The following is an 18,491-nucleotide window of genomic DNA, read 5'->3' as shown; positions in this document are numbered from 1 at the left end:
CGAATCCTTGGGTTATACGCCGCTGTCTTCGTCGATATCCTCATCGGCCCGCAGGTCGATGTCTTCTTCGTCGAAGTCGTCTTCGTCGATGTCCTCGTCCTGCGGGGCATCGCTCTTGTAAGGATCGGCGTCGCCCGCGTGCGTGGCGCCGGCGGCCAGCGCGGCCACTTCGGCGTCGCGCTGTTTGGCGACGCGCAACAATTCCTCAAGGTTCGAGGCGTTGACCGGAATGAGGTCTGCAACGAACTCGAGGGTGGGCGTCAGGCGCACGGTGATGTTGCGTCCGACTTCCTGGCGCAGCACGCCTTTGGCCTTTTCCAACGCCTTGGCGGCATCGGTGTGGGCGGCTTCGTCACCGAAGACGGTGTAATACACGGTGGCGTGCTGAAGATCGTTGGTGACGCGTGCGTCGGTGATGGTGATGTTCTCGACGCGCGGATCCTTGATCCGCCGGCCGAGCGCCTCGGCCACGACAACCTTAATCCGCTGCGCCAACTTGGCAGCGCGTGCCGGATCAGCCATTTTTACTCCTAAAGTTCCGTACGACGGCGATACAAACCAACGCACTTAAGTTCAAAAATGCCGTGGCAGCCGAGAACAGCCCACGGCGAGCTCCCCGCAGAGGCCCGTGGAGCCGATATGGGGGCCCGGGAGTGGCATCGGGCCACCCAGCGAAGGGGCGGGGCCCCCATATCGGCGGAACGGGCCGGGGCCGCCGGAAAGATCCAACGGCCCCACCCAAAGCGAACGCCCTACGAGCGCGGCTTCTCGCGCATTTCGAAGGTCTCGATGATGTCGCCTTCGACGATGTCGTTGTACGAGCCAAGACCGATACCACACTCGAAGTCCGTGCGGACCTCGGTGGCGTCGTCCTTGAAGCGCTTGAGCGTTTCAACCGTGAGGTTTTCGCCGATGACCTTGCCGCCGCGGCTGACGCGTGCCTTCGTGTTACGGCGGATGATGCCCGAGCGGACGATCGAGCCTGCGATGTTTCCAAACTTGGAGGACTTGAACACTTCGCGGACTTCGGCCGTACCGAGCTGGACTTCCTCGTACTCCGGCTTGAGCATGCCCTTGAGGGCCAGCTCGATGTCGTCGATTGCCGAGTAGATGACGGAGTAGAACCGCATGTCCACGCCTTCGCGATCGGCGAGGTCGGCCACGCGCTCGGCGGGCTTGACGTTGAAGCCGATGATGATGGCGTTGTCCACCGTGGCGAGGTTGACGTCGTTCTGCGTGATGGCACCCACACCGCGGTGGATGACGCGCAGCTGAACGTCGTCGTCTCCGACGTCGATCTTGAGCAGGGCGTCTTCGAGGGCTTCCACGGCACCGGAAACGTCACCCTTGAGGATGAGGTTGAGGGTGTCGATCTTGCCTTCGGCGACAGCCTTGTCGAAGTCTTCGAGGCTGATGCGCTTGCGGCGCTTGGCCAAGGCGGCGTTGCGGTCCGCTGCTTCACGCTTTTCGGCGATCTGGCGGGCCGTGCGTTCGTCGGCGGTTACCAGGAAGGTGTCACCTGCGCGCGGCACGTTGGACAGGCCGAGGACCTGGACCGGACGCGACGGGAGTGCGATGTCGAGGGCGTTGCCGTCTTCATCGAACATGGCGCGGACGCGGCCGTGGGCCGTACCGGCCACGATCGTGTCACCGACAGCCAAGGTACCGGACTGGACCAGGACGGTGGCCACGGAACCGCGGCCCTTGTCCAGGTTCGCTTCGATGGCGATGCCTCGAGCGTCCTTGTCCGGGTTGGCGCGGAGGTCCAGGGCGGCGTCTGCGGTAAGCAGGACGGCGTCGATCAGTTCCTCGATGTTCAGGTTCTGGCGGGCAGAAACCTCAACGAACATGGTGTCGCCACCGTATTCTTCGGGAACCAGGCCGTACTCGGTGAGCTGGCCCTTGACCTTGTCCGGGTTCGCGCCTTCCTTGTCGATCTTGTTGACCGCGACGACGATCGGCACGTTGGCAGCCTGGGCGTGGTTGAGCGCTTCCACCGTCTGCGGCATGACGCCGTCGTCGGCTGCGACAACCAGGATGGCGATGTCGGTGACCTTCGCACCACGCGCACGCATGGCGGTGAACGCCTCGTGACCCGGGGTGTCGATGAACGTGATGTCGCGCGGAGTGCCTTCGTGCACGTGGCTGATCTGGTAGGCACCGATGTGCTGCGTGATGCCGCCGTGTTCGCCGGCAACCACGTTGGTCTTCCGGATGGCGTCGAGCAGTCGGGTCTTACCGTGGTCAACGTGGCCCATGACGGTGACAACCGGCGGGCGCGGTTCGAGGACATCGTCGCCTTCGGCTTCGAGTTCTGCCTCAAGGTCGATATCGAAGGAATCGAGGAGCTCGCGCTCTTCGTCTTCCGGCGAGACAACCTGGACCTGGTAGCCGAGCTCGGCACCGAGCAGGCCGAACGTGTCTTCGTCGAGCGACTGGGTAGCCGTAGCCATTTCACCGAGGTGGAAAAGCACGGTGACAAGCGCTGCGGGGTTTGCCTCGATCTTGTCAGCGAAGTCGGTGATGGACGAACCGCGACGGAGCCGAACAACGGTGTTGCCGTCGCCGCGGGGTACGGATACGCCACCCAGCGACGGAGCACTCATCTGCTCGAGTTCCTGGCGCTTGGCGCGCTTCGACTTGCGCTGCTTGCCGCGTCCTGCGCCGCCCTTGCCGAAGGCACCCTGGGTACCGCCGCGACCGCGACCGCCCTTGCCGAAGCCACCGCCGGCGGGAGCTCCGCCACCGGTGCCTGCGCCCGGACCGCCGCCCGGACGACCGGGACCGCCGCCGGGACGACCGGCTCCGCCCGGACGGCCTGCGCCTGCGGGAGCGGGACGCTCGGTGCGGTTGGGCATCATGCCCGGGCTAGGCCGGTTGCCGCCCGGACCGCCGGGGCGCGGAGCGCCCGGACGGGGTGCACCGGGGCGCGGGGCACCCGGACGGGGTCCACCGGCTCCGGCTGCGGGGCGGGGTCCGCCGGCACCAGCTGCCGGACGGGGTCCACCCGCACCGGGAGCGGGACGGGGACCGCCCGGACGTTCGCCGTCAGTGCGGCTGCCGCCTGGACGTGGCATGCCCTGGGAGGTTGCAAAGGGGTTGTTGCCCGGGCGCGGAGGACGTTCGCCGTCGCCGCCACGGCCGCGCGGCATGCCCTGGGAAGTGGCGAACGGGTTGTTGCCAGGACGCGGGCCACCCGGACGCGGTGCCTGGCCGCCACCGGGGCGGGACTGGCTCGGCGCTTCGGACCGGGGTGCCGGACGGGCACCGGGCTTGGCGGAAACAGGGCTCGCCGGAGCTGCGGGAGCTGCCGGTGCGGCAGGCGCCGGGGTTTCAGCCTTGGGAGCCGGAACCGGGGCCTTGGGCGCGGCGGGGCCGGGAGCCGGACGGGATGCCACGGGCGCGGCAGGAGCCGCGGGGGCAACAGGCGCAGCCGGGGCGGCAGCGCGGGGAGCTGCAGGTGCGGACGCCTTTGCGGCACCGCCACCAGCAGCAGGGTAGGCGTCGCGAAGCTTCTTCACGACGGGGGCCTCGATGGTTGACGAGGCGGAGCGAACGAATTCGCCCAATTCCTGCAGTTTTGTCACTGCATCTTTGGAAGTAATACCGAGCTCTTTGGCGAGCTCATGTACGCGGACCTTGGCCACATTTCTCCTGTCTCGGTCCGCACCGAGCCAGGCACGAACCGTCTACTTCTTACTGCGGGCCCCTGCCACGAATGCGGCGGAAAGGCCCTGTGCAGAGCGCAACAAAGATGTCATCGTTACGCACTCATCGCTGGGAACTCATCGGGTTTCCATCAGTCTTCTGACCCGCTTTCAGGTTTGGACGGTTTTCCTGCTTTCACGGGTGTGTCCGCAGGTGGCACGACTGCCGCCAGGTAGCTTTGGACTGCGGTGATCTCGCTTGTGCCCGGAAGGGCCCGCACGAAAGCACGCCGTTTGCTTGCCAGCGTCAGGCATGTGTTGCTGGGGTGCAGCCAAGCACCCCGGCCAGCCATCCGGCGTCGTACATCCACCAGGACGACGGGCGACCCGTCGCCTTCGGCGACAAGCCGGATCAACTCATTCCGCATGCCTTGTTTCCGGCATCCGATGCAGGTGCGTACAGGCTGGTGCCTGGGGCGGGGCAGTTCAGTCACCGGGTCCATCAATCGCCTCAGTGTCTTTCCTGCCTTCGCGTTCTGCACTCTTTGCCGTGAGCACGCCAAAGCGCACGGATACCGGGCATAGGCCCGGTTCCATCCATTCTAAGCCCCAGAATGCCCGGCTACCGAATCCAGGCCATGCCTGGATCGGCGCCGGGCACCCCGGGAACGTGTTTAGTTGCCCTTCGCCGGAGTGGCGTCGGAAACGATATCGATGCGCCAGCCGGTCAGCTTGGCGGCAAGGCGGGCATTCTGGCCTTCCTTGCCGATGGCGAGCGACAGCTGGTAGTCCGGGACCACAACCCGCGCCGAACGCGTGGATTCATCCGTGATGGTGACGGAATTCACGCGCGACGGCGAAAGCGAGTTCGCGATGAAGGTCGCCGGGTCCTCGCTGAAGTCGACGATGTCGATCTTTTCGTCGTTGAGTTCAGTCATGACCGCGCGAACGCGCGAACCCATTTCACCAATGCACGCGCCCTTGGCGTTGATGCCCGGGGTGTTGGCTTTGACCGCCATCTTGGTGCGGTGCCCTGCTTCCCGCGCCAACGCCACGATTTCGACGGTTCGGTCCGCGATCTCCGGAACTTCCAGCTCGAACAGCTTCCGGACAAGGCCCGGATGCGATCGCGACAGCGTGATGGAAGGCCCCTTGGCGCCGCGGTGGACATCCACAACGAATGCGCGGAGACGGCTTCCGTGGGTGTACCTCTCCCCCGGAACCTGTTCGGGCGGCGGCAGGAGTGCCTCCACGGAACCCAGGTTGACCTGGACCATGTGGGGGTTGTTGCCCTGCTGGATCAAACCGGCGACGAGCTCGCCCTCGCGGCCCTTGAACTCACCGAGGACGTTGTCGTCTTCGACGTCGCGCAAGCGCTGCAGGATGATTTGCCGCGCAGTGCTTGCCGCGATCCGCCCGAACCCGGCCGGAGTATCTTCGAACTCGCCGACGGCCTCGCCGTCGTCGTCGATTTCCGTGGCCCAGATGGTGACGTGGCCGCTCTTGCGATCCAGCTCAGCGCGGGCTTTCTCAAAAGCGCCAGGCGTCTTGTGGTAAGCCACCAAGAGCGCCTGCTCAATGGTGGGAATGAGGAGGTCCAGCGGGATTTCACGCTCGCGCTCCAAGAGCCTCAGCGCACTCATATCAATATCCATTTGGCCTCCCTGAAGGTCCGTTCTCGTCGTCTTCCAGCCCTGCCTCATGGAGGTGGCTGAACTCTACTTCGACTTTTCCCTGGCGGATCCTGTCGAAAGGAATCTTTACTGGTTCGCCCTGTTTGGGCTTGGTCCCCTTTTTGACCTCTTGCTCAGGAACCAGCGTGACGCCTTCGTCATCGACTGACTGTATCCGGCCAGTGACGTTGTCCCCTTGGATCACGTTGACCTTGACCATGCGTCCGCGGGCGCGGTGCCAATGGCGCGGTTCAGTGAGGGGCCGTCCGACGCCGGGCGAGGACACCTCGAGGTCGTAGGGCCGGGAATCGGCCTGGGGATCGTTGTCCATGACGTCCGATAGTGCCCTGGAGATGTCTGCGATGACGTCCAGGCTGACGCCGCCGGTTTCTTCCTGCGGAAGATCGATGACCACGTGTACCACGCGGTGGGAGCCGGCGACCTGGATGGCAACATCCTCGAGGTACAGCCGATTTGCCACGACGGCGGGTTCCAAGAGGTCCCTCAGCCTGCTCTCTTCCGGGTTGCGGACCTCGCGTTCTGTTGGATTCGCCGGATCCGGGTCTGATGAAGTCCTGGCTTCCGAATGACTCACTGGCCAGCCGCCTCCCGATAGATGATGTTGTGACTACTAGCTTAACGACATTTGCGGCCGCGTGGTGCACGGGCGTGACACCATAGTCTGTTGTGAAGAACGAGACTGCCGAAAAACCCCCAAGCCATCGATGGACGAGAACCCTCATTGTGGCTTTGCTCGCAGTGCTCGTGCTGGGCGTCGGATCAGTGCTCGTACCGCGCAATACAGGCAAACCACAAGCAGTGCCGTTCTCGCAGACCGCCCGTACCGAAGCCCTGGATTCAACCGAGGACCTCGTCCGCAGCGCGACCCTCCTGGAACCGGCGGCGGGTCGCGGCGCAGGGAGTGAAACCGATTCCGGCGGCCTGGCCGCGACCGTTACTTTGCTCACAACCCAAAGCAGGGCCTTGTTGCCGGATTCTGCACCCTCGCCGTCGTCGAGCATGAAGAGCAGCGGCACCGCAAGCACCGCACCTTCCTCGCCCGCGGCAAGCCCGGAACACCCGACGCGCGAGTCCTTTGTAGCCGCCCTCGCTTCAAGCGCTTCGCGCCGATTGGCTGACGCCGGGAAAGCCGACGGCGGCATCGCACGGCTGCTCGCCGCCGTCGGGACCTCGCAACTACTGGAGTCGTCGCGGCTCGCAACCGCCTGGGGCTTGCCGCAACCGACGGCGACAGTGGAGGCGGTTCCCGCCCCCACCGCCTTTCCGAGTTGCCCTCCCCAGCCGGAGGCCTCGGCAGCTGCCACGCCGGCCACCGGATCCGGTTCGCGGGCGGACCTCCCCAATGCCCTGGCCGCCGTGGTCAGTTCCGAACAAGAGGCGGTCTACGCGTACCAGGTGGCCGTGACCAAACTGGATGCGAAATCGTCCGCAACCGCGGCCACGTGGCTCGCCCGGCACCAGGAATTGCTCCGGGCTGCGGAGGACCAAGGCCGCTTGCATTGTGTAGTCACCCCGCCGCGTGAAGCCGGCTACAGGCTGCCGGTCACGTTCCAGTCGAAGCCAGCAGCGGCACTGGGGGGCATGGAGGCCAGTTCGCTGGAGGCCTACGCCGACCTCGTGGCACTCTCGGACGGCACCACCCGCCAATGGGCGCTCGGCGTCCTGCTCGAGACCGCGAAGCGCAGCGAGGCCTGGGGCACACAACCGGGTCCATTCGCTGGACTCCCGGTGGACGACGCCGAACTGCCGCCCCTGCCTACAAGCACGCCGGCTCCATAGGAAAGCCTTTCTTTCCTAGCGGCTCCCGGGCACGAGTGCTTGGCTAGTAGCATGGCTTCCATCGAAACTGCAGCTCTGCACGAAAACGAACCCCACGCCAACGACCTCGCCCATCGGCTCAATTGGCTCCGCGCAGGCGTCCTTGGCGCCAACGACGGAATCGTCTCCGTTGCCGCGATCGTGGTCGGTGTCGCAGGAGCCACCACGAGCACGGGTGCGATCCTCGCCGCCGGCGCGGCAGGCCTCGTAGGCGGTGCGGTGTCCATGGCGCTCGGAGAGTACGTCTCCGTCAGCAGCCAAAGCGACAGCCAGAAAGCCCTCATCGAGAAGGAGCGCCGGGAGCTCGAAGAGCAGCCCGAGGAGGAACTGGCAGAACTCACGGCCATCTACCGTTCCAAGGGCCTGAGCCCGGATACCGCGCGGAAGGTCGCGCTGGAACTCACCGAGCACGATGCCTTGGCCGCGCACCTTTCCGCCGAATTGAACATCGACGAAGACGACATCGTGAGCCCCTGGCACGCAGCCTTCGCCTCAGCCATCGCCTTCACTCTGGGCGCGGTCCTGCCCATGCTCGCGATCCTCCTCCCGCCGCCCGGCGTGCGGGTCCCGTTGACCTTCATTTCAGTCCTGGTGGCGCTGGCTGTCACCGGCGCCATCGGAGCATGGATCGGCGGCAGTTCGAAGACCCGTGCCGCTGTGCGGGTTGTGATCGGCGGCGCGCTCGCCCTAGCCGCGACGTTCATCATCGGAAGCCTGCTGGGTTCTACCGGAGTGGTCTAAACGGCTCCACCGGAGTGGTCCGAACTGTTCTTCCGGAGTGGTCTGAACCAGCGGGCGACCCGTTTGGGTAGTCTGGCGGTAATGACTACCTCCGTTTCCATTCCGAGCGATCTCCGGGCACGCTACTCCCGCACGGCGGAGGGGCGCGCATGGCTTTCCCGCCTGCCCGGATTGATCGATTCCGGTTTGGACCGGTGGCAATTGTCCGTGGACCTGGAACCAGGCGCCGAACCATGGAACGGCCACGGCGGCATTGTTGTCCCCGTTCTCCACCACGGAAACCGCTCAGTGCTCAAGATCGCGTTCCCGCACCCGGAGGCCCTTCTTGAGAGCCATGCGCTCGCCCTCTGGGACGGTGCAGGCGCGGTACGGATGCACGACGCCGATCCCGCCTCGTGTTCGATGCTCCTGGAACGCCTCGACGCCGGGAACTGGCTCCACAGCGCCCCCATCGACGATGCCCGCGACGCCTGGGGCGCGATTATCAAGGAACTCAGCATCGAACCAGACGCCAGCCCGGAATGGCGGGAGTTCGACCACATCGCCGCGCACGCCGAACGCTTGAGCGACGACCTGCCGGCGGACTGGGAGCAAAGCGGCCAGCCCTTCCCCCGCTGGCTCCTCGAAGCCGCGCTGGAAGTGTGCCAGACGCGGGGCGCGGTGGGACGGCGGGCCGGCAGGGATGTCCTGGTGCATTGCGATCTGCACTTCATGAACATCCTCCCTCACCTCGTGGGAGGCGCCTCCAACGGAAAGACCCGATATGTGGCAATTGATCCGCAGCCGATGATCGGTGAAGCCGAATTCGCCGTTGCGCCCATCCTGTGGAACCGCATCCGCGACCTTTCCACGACGGCGCCGGAACTCGCGCTCCTTGAACGGTGCGCCGATTTCAGTGCCGCGGCCGGCTTGGACAGCGAAGTGGCCCGGCAGTGGAGCCTCGTCCGCGAAGTGGAAAATGCGCTGTGGTACGCGGGAAAACCCGGGCACGACGGCGACCTCGCCCGCTCGTTGTGGGTTGCGAGCACCCTCGCCGGACGGACACTGGACGGGCTGCCCTCGGCGCACCAACTGCCCGAGCCCGGGCAGGCAGCGTCCTCGTAGCTGCCATGACGTAGTCCGTCACGGCACGTGTCCTCTCGTCCGAACCAAAAGCCAGGGAAAGCTGCGTAAACACCACGTCGTTGAGGCCCTCAACGCCCGGCACCCCGGCAAGCCGATGGCCCAGTTCCGCGGCACAATCCGCGCGACCGGCCACAAGCTGCCGCACGCCGTCGGACCCTAGGGAGCGCAAGGCCGCCCAGACCGGCACTCCCCTGGCCCTTCGGGATAGTTCGGGGACCTTCTCCATCGGATCCGCAGGTCCGTGGTCGTCCTGCATGAGGTAGACGGCGTGCATGCCGATCCCGGATCGGAGTGCGGCGGCGTCGCGGACCGCCACGATTCCCGCGTCGTACGGCACGTTGAGTGTCTTATGCGCATCGGTCCCCCAGGAATCGGCCAACTCGACTCCTTCCGTCAAGTGCCGAAGCCCGGGAACCGCTGCTGCCCACAAGCCGAATGCCCCGTCCACATGGACCCAGGCACCGTAGTCCCGGGCAGCCGAGATCGCCGCCGGAAAAGGATCAAAGGCCCCGGAATGCAGGTTTCCCGCTTGGAGGCAGACTATCGCCGGAGCGTCCTGCGGGCCGGATTCAAGGGTGCTGCGGAGCGCGGTGGGGTCGATTCTTCCTTGGCCGTCTGCCGGCACAAGTTCGGGCGCTCCCAGCCCCAGGAACCGCAGGGCCATGTCCAGGCTGTCGTGCCGCTCGGCCCCTGCGAGGACGCGTACTTTCGGAGCGCCCTGGAGTCCGTCCGCATTGACGTCCCATCCGGCATTGGCGAGCTGGCGCCATCGGGCCGCGGCAAGTGCGGTGAAGTTGGCCATGCTCGCGCCGGTGGCGAACCCGACGTCGGACCCTGGCGGAAGGTTGAGCAGCTCAAGGAGCCATTCCCCGGCCGCCTCTTCGATCCCCGCGGTAGACGGAGACGCAAAGCACAGGCCGGAGTTTTGGTCCCAGGCGGACACCAGCCAATCCGCGGCCATGGCGGCCGGAACTGTGCCGCCTATAACCCAACCGAAGAATCGCCCGGACTGCATCGCCATCAATCCGGGTTCCGCGTTCTCGGCGAGGAAATCAACCACCGCGGCCGCATCAAGTCCGGTTTCCGGCAATGGCCCGCCGAAGCGTTGCTTGACCTCGTCGGCTGTGGCGCTCGGCCGGACTATCCGCTCCGGCAAGGCCTCCAGCCACTTCCTCGTATGCTCCCGGGCCCGCTCGAGCGCTCGCTCATAGTCGTCGGAATCCGCCCACATGGGTGCATGCTACGCCGAATAGTCGTTCCACACATCGATGCCCAGCTTGATGATCAACGCGGCAACCACGATCAGGAACACCAGCCGCACAAAGCGGCTGCCCTTCTTCACCGCTGTCCTGGCCCCAAGGTATCCGCCCGCCATGTTGGCCAAGCCAAGCATGATGCCGATCCCCCACAACAACGATCCATGTGGGAGGAAGAACAAAAGCGCCCCGGCGTTGGTGGCCATGTTGACGATCTTCGCTTTGGCACTCGCCTCGAGGAAGGCATAGCCCATGGCGGAAACGAGGGCGATGACCAGGAACGATCCCGTTCCGGGGCCAATGAGTCCGTCGTAGAACCCAATGACAGCCCCGATCGCGCAGGCCACCACATAGTGCCGGTGGCCTTGGTGGCGCAGCGCGGTCAGCTCGCCCGCGTTGGGCCGCAGCGCTGTGAAGACCGCGACGGCGATCAGGGCCACCACGATGATCGGTTTGAACACGCTGGCGGGAAGATTCGCCGCGAGGACTGCCCCGCCGAAGCTTCCTGCAAGGGCGATCACGGCCATGGGTATGGCAGTCTTGAGGTCCGGGCCAACCCTGCGGTAGTACGTCGTGGCGCTGGTTGCCGTGCCGAAAATGGAACCCATCTTGTTGGTGGCAAGCGCCTGGACCGGAGCGATTCCGGGGACCAGGAGCAAGGCGGGGAGCTGGATCAGTCCCCCGCCCCCTACCACGGCGTCAACCCAGCCGGCCGCGAATCCAGCCACCACGATCATGATGATCGTGCCGAGCTGGATGGATTCGAAGCCGGAGATCACTTCTGGCGGACGGCGTTAACCACGTAGTCGACTGCCTTCTCGACTGCGACATTTTCCGCGTCACCGGTGCGGCGGTCCTTAATTTCGACGACGCCTTCCGCGAGTCCGCGGCCAACCGCAAGAATCGTGGGGACGCCGACGAGTTCGGCGTCGCCGAACTTGACGCCGGGCGAGACCTTGGGACGGTCGTCATAGATGACGTCCAGCCCGGCAGCGTTGAGTTCGGCGGAGAGCTTCTCGGCAGCCGCGAAAATCTCCTCGCCACGTCCGACGGCGACGACGTGGACATCCGCCGGGGCCACCGAGCGGGGCCAGACCAAGCCGCGTTCGTCGTTGTTCGATTCGGCAAGGGCGGCCACGGCGCGGGTGACGCCCACTCCGTAGGAGCCCATGGTGACGACGACCTGTTTGCCGTTCTGGTCCAGGACCTTCAGGTCCAAGGCTTCGGCGTACTTGCGGCCGAGCTGGAAAATGTGTCCCATTTCGATGCCGCGGGCGGTCTCGAGCGGACCGGAACCGTCAGGGGCTTCGTCTCCCGCGCGGACCTCCGTGCATTCGATGACGCCGTCCCAGGCGAAGTCGCGTCCGGCGACAAGGCCGAAGACGTGCTTGCCGTCTTGATTGGCGCCGGTGACCCAGCTGGTGCCGGACACGATGCGCGGGTCCACGAGGAAGAGCAACTTGCTGGAACCCTCGAGGCCAAGGACCGGTTCGTCGAGGGACAGGCCGGGGCCGATGTATCCCTTGACAAGTTGGGGGATTTTCTTCAGGTCTTCTTCGTTGGCGGCCTCAAGGCCGATCTCGCCGGCAATCGGAAGGAAGGCGCCGATGTTCGCTTCGACACGCTTCAAGTCGACGGCGCGGTCGCCGGGGACGCCGATGACGACGATCTGGCGTTCCTTCGTGGGCAGCGTGACGGCGAGTACGACGTTCTTGAGCGTGTCGGCGGCAGTCCAAGCGCCGCCGTCGGAATCGCTGCGGGGCGCGAGCTCGTTGGACGCGGCCACCAAAGTATCGATGGTGGGCGTGTCCGGGGTGTCCAGGACGCGGGCCGCGGGGGCGTTGCTGAAGTCGATGTCGGCCGGGACCACCGTGGTCACGGCCTCGACGTTTGCCGCATAACCGCCCGCAGACCGCACGAAGGTGTCTTCGCCGACTTCGGTCGGGTGCAGGAATTCTTCGCTCTTGGAGCCGCCCATGGCGCCCGCGGTGGCGGTTACGGGGATGACTTCCAGGCCGAGACGGTCGAAGATCCTCAAGTACGCGGCACGGTGGGCGGCGTAGCTGGCGTCCAGTCCGGCGTCGTCGACGTCGAACGAGTACGAGTCCTTCATGATGAATTCGCGTCCGCGGAGGAGGCCTGCCCGGGGGCGCGCTTCGTCGCGGTACTTGTTCTGGATCTGGTACAGGCTCAGCGGGAGGTCCTTGTACGAGGAGTACAGGTCCTTGACCAGGAGGGTGAACATTTCCTCGTGGGTGGGGGCGAGCAAGTAGTCGGCACCCTTGCGGTCCTGGAGGCGGAACAGCCCTTCGCCGTACTCGGTCCAGCGATTCGTGGCCTCATACGGTTCCCTGGGCAGCAGAGCGGGGAAGTGGACTTCCTGCGCTCCGATGGCAGCCATTTCCTCCCGGATGATCTCTTCGACCTTGCGCAGGACGCTCAAACCCAGCGGCAACCACGTGTAAATGCCTGGCGCGGCACGCCGGATGTAGCCGGCACGGACCAGGAGTTTGTGGCTGGCGACTTCGGCGTCGACGGGATCTTCACGCAAGGTGCGCAGGAAAAGCTGGGAGAGGCGAAGGATCACGGGTCAGAATCCGTTTCTATGGCAAGAGCTGGCAAAAACTACTGTGTACCAATCTACCGGCTCGCAACCCGGCCCCTTGCCGTTCCAGCCGCCCTTTCGGCGTCGTCGCCCGCCGCGAACACCCTGGCGCCGGGCGTAAACGCAGTCGAGCCACGCCATGAACAAAGGAAGCCCCTGGCCGCGAACGGCTGGTCATCCTGCCATGGCGTGGCTCAACAGCCGGTCGGCCACAAGCGCTACCCGCCCGCCACCCCATGCCGGGCGGTCAGAGCACCTGTGGCTGCGAAGATCTTGCTACCGAGTTCATGGATGGTCTTGATTCCCAGAGCAGCCAATTGCGCGTTTCCCCCTGGACCCATCCGCACCCCAACGACACGGCTGATTTCGAACCTAAGTGATTGGGACCACAAGATTCAAGGATTTGGGCAAATCAATATTTGGCGGCCCTCTTGGTTGACGGGCCTGGAGGCGGGGCATACCGTTTATTCATCACCTGATGAATAAACGTATCGGGAGGCCGGGATGTCCCACAGCAGTTCGGGAAACAGCACATCGGTAAACAGCACGTCGGGACGAGCCAAGCCAACCGGTCCCGCGGCTGTCAAAGCAACTGGCGTGCATGTGACCCGTGGCCGCAAGAAGATCCTTCGCGGCATCGACTTCGCCATTGAACCCGGTCGCATCACGGGCTTGCTCGGCCCTTCCGGAAGCGGCAAGACCACGTTGATGCGCGCCGTTGTAGGGGTCCAACGGCTGAGGGCCGGAGCCATTGAGGTCTTGGGCCGGCCGGCCGGGACGCCCTCACTGCGGCACGTCGTCGGATACGTCACCCAGGCTCCAAGCGTCTACCCGGACCTCAGCGTCGAAGCGAACGTCAGGTACTTCGGCGCCATGCACGACGCCAAGGCAAGTGACGCAGCTGAGGCGATTGCCGCCGTCGGGCTCGAAAAACTGGCCCGGCAAAAGACGGCCAGCCTGTCCGGCGGCGAATTCAGTCGCGTCTCGCTCGCGTGCGCGCTGGTCTCCCATCCGCAATTGTTGGTGCTGGATGAACCAACCGTCGGCCTGGACCCGGTGCTGCGCGCTGAACTGTGGGACCGGTTCGCCGCGATGGCTGCAACGGGAACCACCTTGATCGTCTCCAGCCATGTCATGGAGGAGGCCTCGCACTGTTCCTCGCTGCTCCTGCTCCGCGACGGTTTACTGCTTGCGCAACTCAGCCCGACGGAATTGAGCGAACGCGGCCGAAGCCATGATCTCGAGAAGGCCTTTTTGCACATCATCCAGGAATCGGAATCGGCAAACCGGAATGCCAGCGAAAGCCAGGTGGCGTCGTGAATCCGCGAATGATGTTTGCCACTGCAAGGCGGGTACTGGAGCAACTGCGGCACGACCACCGAAGCGTCGCGTTGATCCTGGTGGTCCCGGCTCTCCTGCTCGCCGCCGTGTATTACCTTTTCGAGAACGAGACCTTGCCGCCTGGATTCCCGCGGACATTCGACCGTGTGGGACTCATGATGCTGGCCATCTTCCCCTTTGTGGTGATGTTCCTCGTCACGTCAATCACCATGCTGCGCGAAAGGACCACCGGGACACTGGAACGGCTCCTGACCACACCCATCCACAAGGCCGACCTGCTGTTCGGCTACGCGATAGCTTTCTCCCTCATGGCTGCCCTCCAATCCTTGGTCGCGACGGCGGTGGCCTACTGGATCTTCAACCTGGACATCAAGGGAGGCCCGGGCTACGTCGTGATGATCGCCGTCATCAATGCCGTGCTGGGAGTCGCACTGGGCTTGCTGTGTTCGGCATTCGCGCGGACCGAATTCCAGGCGGTGCAGTTCATGCCGGTGGTCGTGGTGCCGCAGATCCTGTTGTGCGGCCTCTTCGTTGCCAGGGAACACATGAATGGCTTCCTGGAGAGCATCTCCAATGTCCTGCCGCTGACATATTCGGTGGACGCGCTCCAGCAAATCGCCGGGAACACCGACGCTACCCAAGCGATGTGGCAAGACGCGGTGACCATGGCGGGGATCGTGGTGGCGGTTCTGGTCCTGGCCTCGTTTACCCTCCGACGGCGGACCTCGTGAGCGGCGCCGTGCCTCCAGGGCGGCGGGGACGCCGCAGCGGGGGAAGCGATTCGCGCGAACGGATCCTGGCGACGGCGCGACGGCTTTTCGCCGAACACGGGTTCGAGGGCACAAGCCTGCGGCAAGTGGCCCGTGAAGCCGAAGTGGACCCGGCAATGGTCCACCACTTTTTCGATGGCAAGGACGAGCTCTTCGCCTTGAGCGTGGAGCTCCCGGCCAACCCGGCCGAAGTGCTTTCCGGTGTCGAATCGGTGGACCCCGGCCAGCGCGCCGAAGCGATCGTCAGGGCGGTCCTGCGCCTGTGGGAAGGCCCGGCGCAACACGGACTCGTGGCGTTCGTCAGGGGAACCCTCGGCTCGAAGGCCAAGACAGCATTGATGCGCGAAATGCTTACCCACGCCATCCTCTCCAGGATCACAGCCGGGCTCCCGGGAACTCCTGAGGAAAAAAGGATGCGCGCAAGCCTCGTGGCCACGCAAATTGTGGGGCTCATGCTGATGCGGTACGTGGTCCGCTTGGATCCGCTCGCGTCGGCATCCCAGGATGACGTGGTGCGCCTTGTGGCCCCCAACGTCCAGCACTACCTCACAGGCGAGCTCACGTAGCGCCTTCCCCGGGGGCCATCCGCGTTTATTTGACGAGCGCGTCCGCTTGGTCGAGCAATGCTCCGGCCCTGGAGACGGCGTCTTGCTCGCTAGACCCTACGGTGGCGATCGACGAAATACGGACTGCACCCTTGACAGCTTGGGCGGTGATGACCGATTGCTTCCGCCCGCCCGGGAATGTCGTGTCGGTTCGGTACGCCACAGTGTCGGGGACGGAGCCCACTCCATCCACCTTGCTGATGGCGACATCCACCCGTACGCCTGAAACGGTCATCGACATGCTTGCGCACCGGTCGAGCTGCGTGGTCTGGGCGACACTTTGCTGGAGGAAACCCGCATCAAGCCCCGACATCAACGAAATAGTTGTGGCGGTGCCCGAAGCCGTATCCGTGCTCGTACCGAGGGCCATTGACGCTCCCGCAACCGACTGGGCCATACCGGCTGCCGCCATCGCCCCGCACTCCGCCGGTTCGACCGCGATCGACGACAAGATCGACTTCGTCTGGTCCACTGTGCCCGAAAGGTCCGCGCTGGACAGCACGGAGAGCTTGGCGCCCTTGGAGTCGTGGAGCTGACCCAGCAGCCCCGCAAGCTCATCGCTCGTGTACTTCTTCGCCTGCGTGGGTGTCGGCGTTGGCGTTGGCGTCTGGGACAAGACGATCGGTGCCGCACTTTCTGACGCCCCGGCAGCCGTGGAATTTCCTGACGCACCGCAGGCCGTTACGCCGGTGGCCAGCACCGCCGAGATGCCGATGATGCCAAGGATCGATCGATTCACTGTTCCCCCAAATATTGCCCCATTTATCCAGCGTCGTCGCTGGCTACAAGCACACTAGCGAACGCCCACGGTCCATGGAAATCGGCGCGCAGGGGGCATAACAACACAGGGATCAGTACAAGACAGTCGCAAAAGTTCCCAGCCGCTTGAAACCGACGCGCTCGTAGGTGGCGCGGGCCCTGGTGTTGTACTCGTTGACGTAGAGGCTGGTGACGGGCGCGAACTGCTGGGCGAGGACCACCACGGCCGCCATGTACCCTGCGCTGAGCCCCCGGCCGCGGAAGGCCGGGTTCATCCAGACCCCCTGCACTTGGGTGACTTGCTCCGTCACGGCACCCAATTCGGCTTTGAACATCACAGTGCCACCGGTATCGATGTGTACCAGGGAGTGGCCTTGACGGATGAGTCCGGCCACCCGGCGGCTGTAGAAGTCTTCGCTCCCAAGGAATGGCGAGTACCCGACTTCTTCTTCGAACATTGCCGCGCAAGCCGGCAGGATGCTGTCGAAATCCTTGATGTCGCCAAAGCCCAGCCGCGGGTCGGCCTGGACAGCTGGCTGACCGGAAATAGCGAGGAGTGGCTGTTCGGCCCGGACTTCATGGGCGAGGTGGCCGAGCCGTTCCAAATGGGAATGCAAAGCCAGGACAGGCTCAGCGGGGCCGAAGATCGAGGCGTACCGCCTGCCTGCCCGGTGCGCCGCCGCGGCAACGAGCGAAGTCAGTTCCGGGTCCAGTTGAACGGGAACCAGGTTGGCGCCGGCCCAGCACGCGCCAACGAGGGCGCCGCCGTCGAACACTCCGAAAACGCTCGCGCCGCCGGAGGTCGGCGCGGCGCTACCGGATGAATCAAGGTGCGACAGGATGAAGACGTTCGCAACCGGGTCTTCCATGGCAAGCGCCCGCAAGGCGGGTGTGTCAGCAGCACCGAGGACCCGGACGGCGACGCCGTCCGGGCCGGTTTCGTCTTTGCTACGAGACGCTAACCACGGGGCTACCCTTGACAGCATCTTCGCCATCGGCCTCCCCCATCTCTTCAGCGATACGCATGGCCTCTTCGATCAGTGTCTCAACAATTTGGCTTTCAGGCACAGTCTTGATGACTTCGCCTTTAACGAAGATCTGGCCTTTCCCGTTTCCGGAGGCAACTCCGAGGTCCGCTTCGCGGGCCTCACCCGGACCGTTGACGACGCAGCCCATGACCGCGACACGCAACGGAATTTCCATGCCTTCGAGTCCGGCGGTGACTTGCTCCGCGAGGGTGTAGACGTCCACTTGGGCGCGACCACACGAAGGGCACGAGACGATTTCCAGCTTCCGCGGCCGCAGGTTGAGCGACTGCAGGATCTGGTTACCGACCTTGATTTCCTCTACCGGAGGCGCGGAGAGGGAAACGCGGATGGTGTCTCCAATGCCCCTGGACAAGAGGGCACCGAACGCCGTGGCCGATTTGATAGTGCCTTGGAAGGCCGGTCCTGCCTCGGTCACGCCAAGATGCAGCGGCCAGTCGCCCTTCTCGGCGAGCATTTCGTAAGCGGCGACCATCACCACGGGGTCGTTGTGCTTGACCGAGATCTTGAAGTCGTGGAAGCCGTGCTCCTCGAAAAGGGACGCTTCCCACACCGCGGATTCAACGAGCGCCTCCGGAGTGGCCTTGCCGTATTTCTTCAGGATGCCCGGTTCCAAGGAGCCGGCGTTGATGCCGATCCGGATGGACGTGCCGTGGTCCTTGGCGGCGGCTGCGATTTCCTTGACTTGGTCGTCGAACTTGCGGATGTTGCCGGGGTTGACCCGTACCGCGGCGCAACCGGCCTCGATCGCGGCGAACACGTACTTCGGCTGGAAATGGATGTCCGCAATCACCGGGATCTGGGATTTGCGGGCGATGATCGGGAGCGCCTCGGCGTCATCCGCGGACGGGCACGCGACACGCACAATATCGCAGCCCGAGGCCGTGAGTTCGGCGATCTGCTGCAACGTGGCGTTGATGTCCGTGGTGGGAGTGGTGGTCATCGATTGCACGCTGATGGGGAAATCCGAGCCGACGCCGACCGATCCCACCTTGATCTGGCGGGTTTTGCGGCGCGGCGCAAGAACAGGTGGAGGGGCTGACGGCATTCCCAGGCTGACCGAGGTCACGTGGACTCCTTGGAT

At 64.8% G+C, this 18,491-nt stretch carries 16 protein-coding genes and 1 pseudogene; 6 read left to right on the top strand and 11 right to left on the bottom strand.

The window, feature by feature from the left end:
• Positions 1-12: 12 nt before the first annotated feature.
• The 5 genes from rbfA to rimP all read right to left on the bottom strand — a co-directional run bounded on the left by rbfA (position 13) and on the right by rimP (position 5,915).
• On the bottom strand, positions 13-522 hold the full coding sequence (rbfA, locus tag E1809_RS03765; protein ID WP_133202890.1) for a 30S ribosome-binding factor RbfA: 510 nt from the start codon (positions 520-522) through the stop codon (positions 13-15).
• Positions 523-752: 230 nt separating this feature from the next.
• Complete coding sequence (gene infB, locus E1809_RS03760) at positions 753-3,647, bottom strand: translation initiation factor IF-2 (RefSeq protein WP_133202889.1); 2,895 nt, start codon at positions 3,645-3,647, stop codon at positions 753-755.
• 152 nt (positions 3,648-3,799) lie between these two features.
• Positions 3,800-4,075, bottom strand: a complete 276-nt coding sequence (locus tag E1809_RS03755) for a YlxR family protein (RefSeq protein ID WP_235835417.1) — start codon at positions 4,073-4,075, stop codon at positions 3,800-3,802.
• Between the two features lie 246 nt (positions 4,076-4,321).
• Positions 4,322-5,302 (bottom strand): transcription termination factor NusA, encoded by a 981-nt coding sequence (nusA, locus tag E1809_RS03750; RefSeq protein WP_133202888.1) that lies wholly within the window; start codon positions 5,300-5,302, stop codon positions 4,322-4,324.
• Positions 5,292-5,915 carry a ribosome maturation factor RimP gene (rimP, locus tag E1809_RS03745; protein WP_133202887.1) on the bottom strand — a complete coding sequence of 208 codons (624 nt, stop codon included), beginning with the start codon at positions 5,913-5,915 and terminating at the stop codon, positions 5,292-5,294. The genes nusA and rimP overlap by 11 nt, the downstream gene beginning before the upstream one ends.
• Positions 5,916-6,064: 149 nt before the next feature.
• Between rimP and E1809_RS03740 the strand changes: the two genes are divergently transcribed.
• From E1809_RS03740 to E1809_RS27295, 3 genes are all read left to right on the top strand, one after another.
• Positions 6,065-7,120, top strand: coding sequence for a DUF4439 domain-containing protein (locus E1809_RS03740; RefSeq protein WP_235835416.1), 1,056 nt, complete (start codon positions 6,065-6,067; stop codon positions 7,118-7,120).
• 51 nt (positions 7,121-7,171) lie between these two features.
• Entirely contained in the window at positions 7,172-7,900 is a 729-nt protein-coding gene (locus tag E1809_RS03735) for a VIT1/CCC1 transporter family protein (RefSeq protein ID WP_133202886.1), read from the top strand.
• A gap of 81 nt (positions 7,901-7,981) precedes the next feature.
• Positions 7,982-9,004 carry an aminoglycoside phosphotransferase family protein gene (locus tag E1809_RS27295; protein WP_133202885.1) on the top strand — a complete coding sequence of 341 codons (1,023 nt, stop codon included), beginning with the start codon at positions 7,982-7,984 and terminating at the stop codon, positions 9,002-9,004.
• A 16-nt stretch (positions 9,005-9,020) separates the two neighbouring features.
• Here the strand turns inward: E1809_RS27295 and E1809_RS03725 are convergent.
• The 3 genes and pseudogenes from E1809_RS03725 to E1809_RS03715 form a co-directional block, all read right to left on the bottom strand.
• Positions 9,021-10,256 (bottom strand): annotated as a pseudogene (locus E1809_RS03725) (pyridoxal phosphate-dependent decarboxylase family protein); the annotation flags it as partial.
• Positions 10,257-10,265: 9 nt separating this feature from the next.
• The gene (locus E1809_RS03720) at positions 10,266-11,060 is read right to left on the bottom strand and encodes a sulfite exporter TauE/SafE family protein (protein WP_133202883.1); all 795 of its coding nucleotides are present in this window, start codon (positions 11,058-11,060) and stop codon (positions 10,266-10,268) included.
• Positions 11,057-12,868: a proline--tRNA ligase gene (locus E1809_RS03715; RefSeq protein WP_133202882.1), complete on the bottom strand. Its 1,812-nt coding sequence runs from the start codon at positions 12,866-12,868 to the stop codon at positions 11,057-11,059. The genes E1809_RS03720 and E1809_RS03715 overlap by 4 nt, the downstream gene beginning before the upstream one ends.
• 522 nt (positions 12,869-13,390) lie before the next feature.
• Between E1809_RS03715 and E1809_RS03710 the strand changes: the two genes are divergently transcribed.
• Genes E1809_RS03710 through E1809_RS03700 form a run of 3 tightly spaced genes read left to right on the top strand, consistent with a single transcriptional unit; the run spans position 13,391 to position 15,563 of the window.
• Positions 13,391-14,206 (top strand): ABC transporter ATP-binding protein, encoded by an 816-nt coding sequence (locus E1809_RS03710; RefSeq protein WP_133202881.1) that lies wholly within the window; start codon positions 13,391-13,393, stop codon positions 14,204-14,206.
• 8 nt (positions 14,207-14,214) lie between these two features.
• The gene (locus E1809_RS03705) at positions 14,215-14,958 is read left to right on the top strand and encodes an ABC transporter permease (protein WP_133202880.1); all 744 of its coding nucleotides are present in this window, start codon (positions 14,215-14,217) and stop codon (positions 14,956-14,958) included.
• Positions 14,955-15,563, top strand: a complete 609-nt coding sequence (locus tag E1809_RS03700; RefSeq protein WP_133202879.1) for a TetR/AcrR family transcriptional regulator — start codon at positions 14,955-14,957, stop codon at positions 15,561-15,563. The genes E1809_RS03705 and E1809_RS03700 overlap by 4 nt, the downstream gene beginning before the upstream one ends.
• Positions 15,564-15,588: 25 nt before the next feature.
• On the opposite strand, the gene E1809_RS03695 is transcribed toward E1809_RS03700, so the two are convergent.
• The 3 genes from E1809_RS03695 to ispG all read right to left on the bottom strand — a co-directional run bounded on the left by E1809_RS03695 (position 15,589) and on the right by ispG (position 18,476).
• The gene (locus E1809_RS03695) at positions 15,589-16,341 is read right to left on the bottom strand and encodes a hypothetical protein (RefSeq protein WP_133202878.1); all 753 of its coding nucleotides are present in this window, start codon (positions 16,339-16,341) and stop codon (positions 15,589-15,591) included.
• A 112-nt stretch (positions 16,342-16,453) separates the two neighbouring features.
• A complete protein-coding gene (locus E1809_RS03690) occupies positions 16,454-17,347 on the bottom strand; it encodes a GNAT family N-acetyltransferase (protein ID WP_133202975.1) in 894 nt (297 codons plus the stop codon).
• A complete protein-coding gene (ispG, locus tag E1809_RS03685; RefSeq protein ID WP_133202877.1) occupies positions 17,310-18,476 on the bottom strand; it encodes a flavodoxin-dependent (E)-4-hydroxy-3-methylbut-2-enyl-diphosphate synthase in 1,167 nt (388 codons plus the stop codon). Before ispG ends, E1809_RS03690 begins: the two co-directional genes overlap by 38 nt.
• Positions 18,477-18,491 lie beyond the last annotated feature (15 nt).

It is taken from the genome of Arthrobacter terricola, from assembly GCF_004354015.1.
Classification (GTDB): domain Bacteria; phylum Actinomycetota; class Actinomycetes; order Actinomycetales; family Micrococcaceae; genus Arthrobacter; species Arthrobacter terricola.
This window is presented reverse-complemented; position numbering and strand designations above follow the sequence as displayed.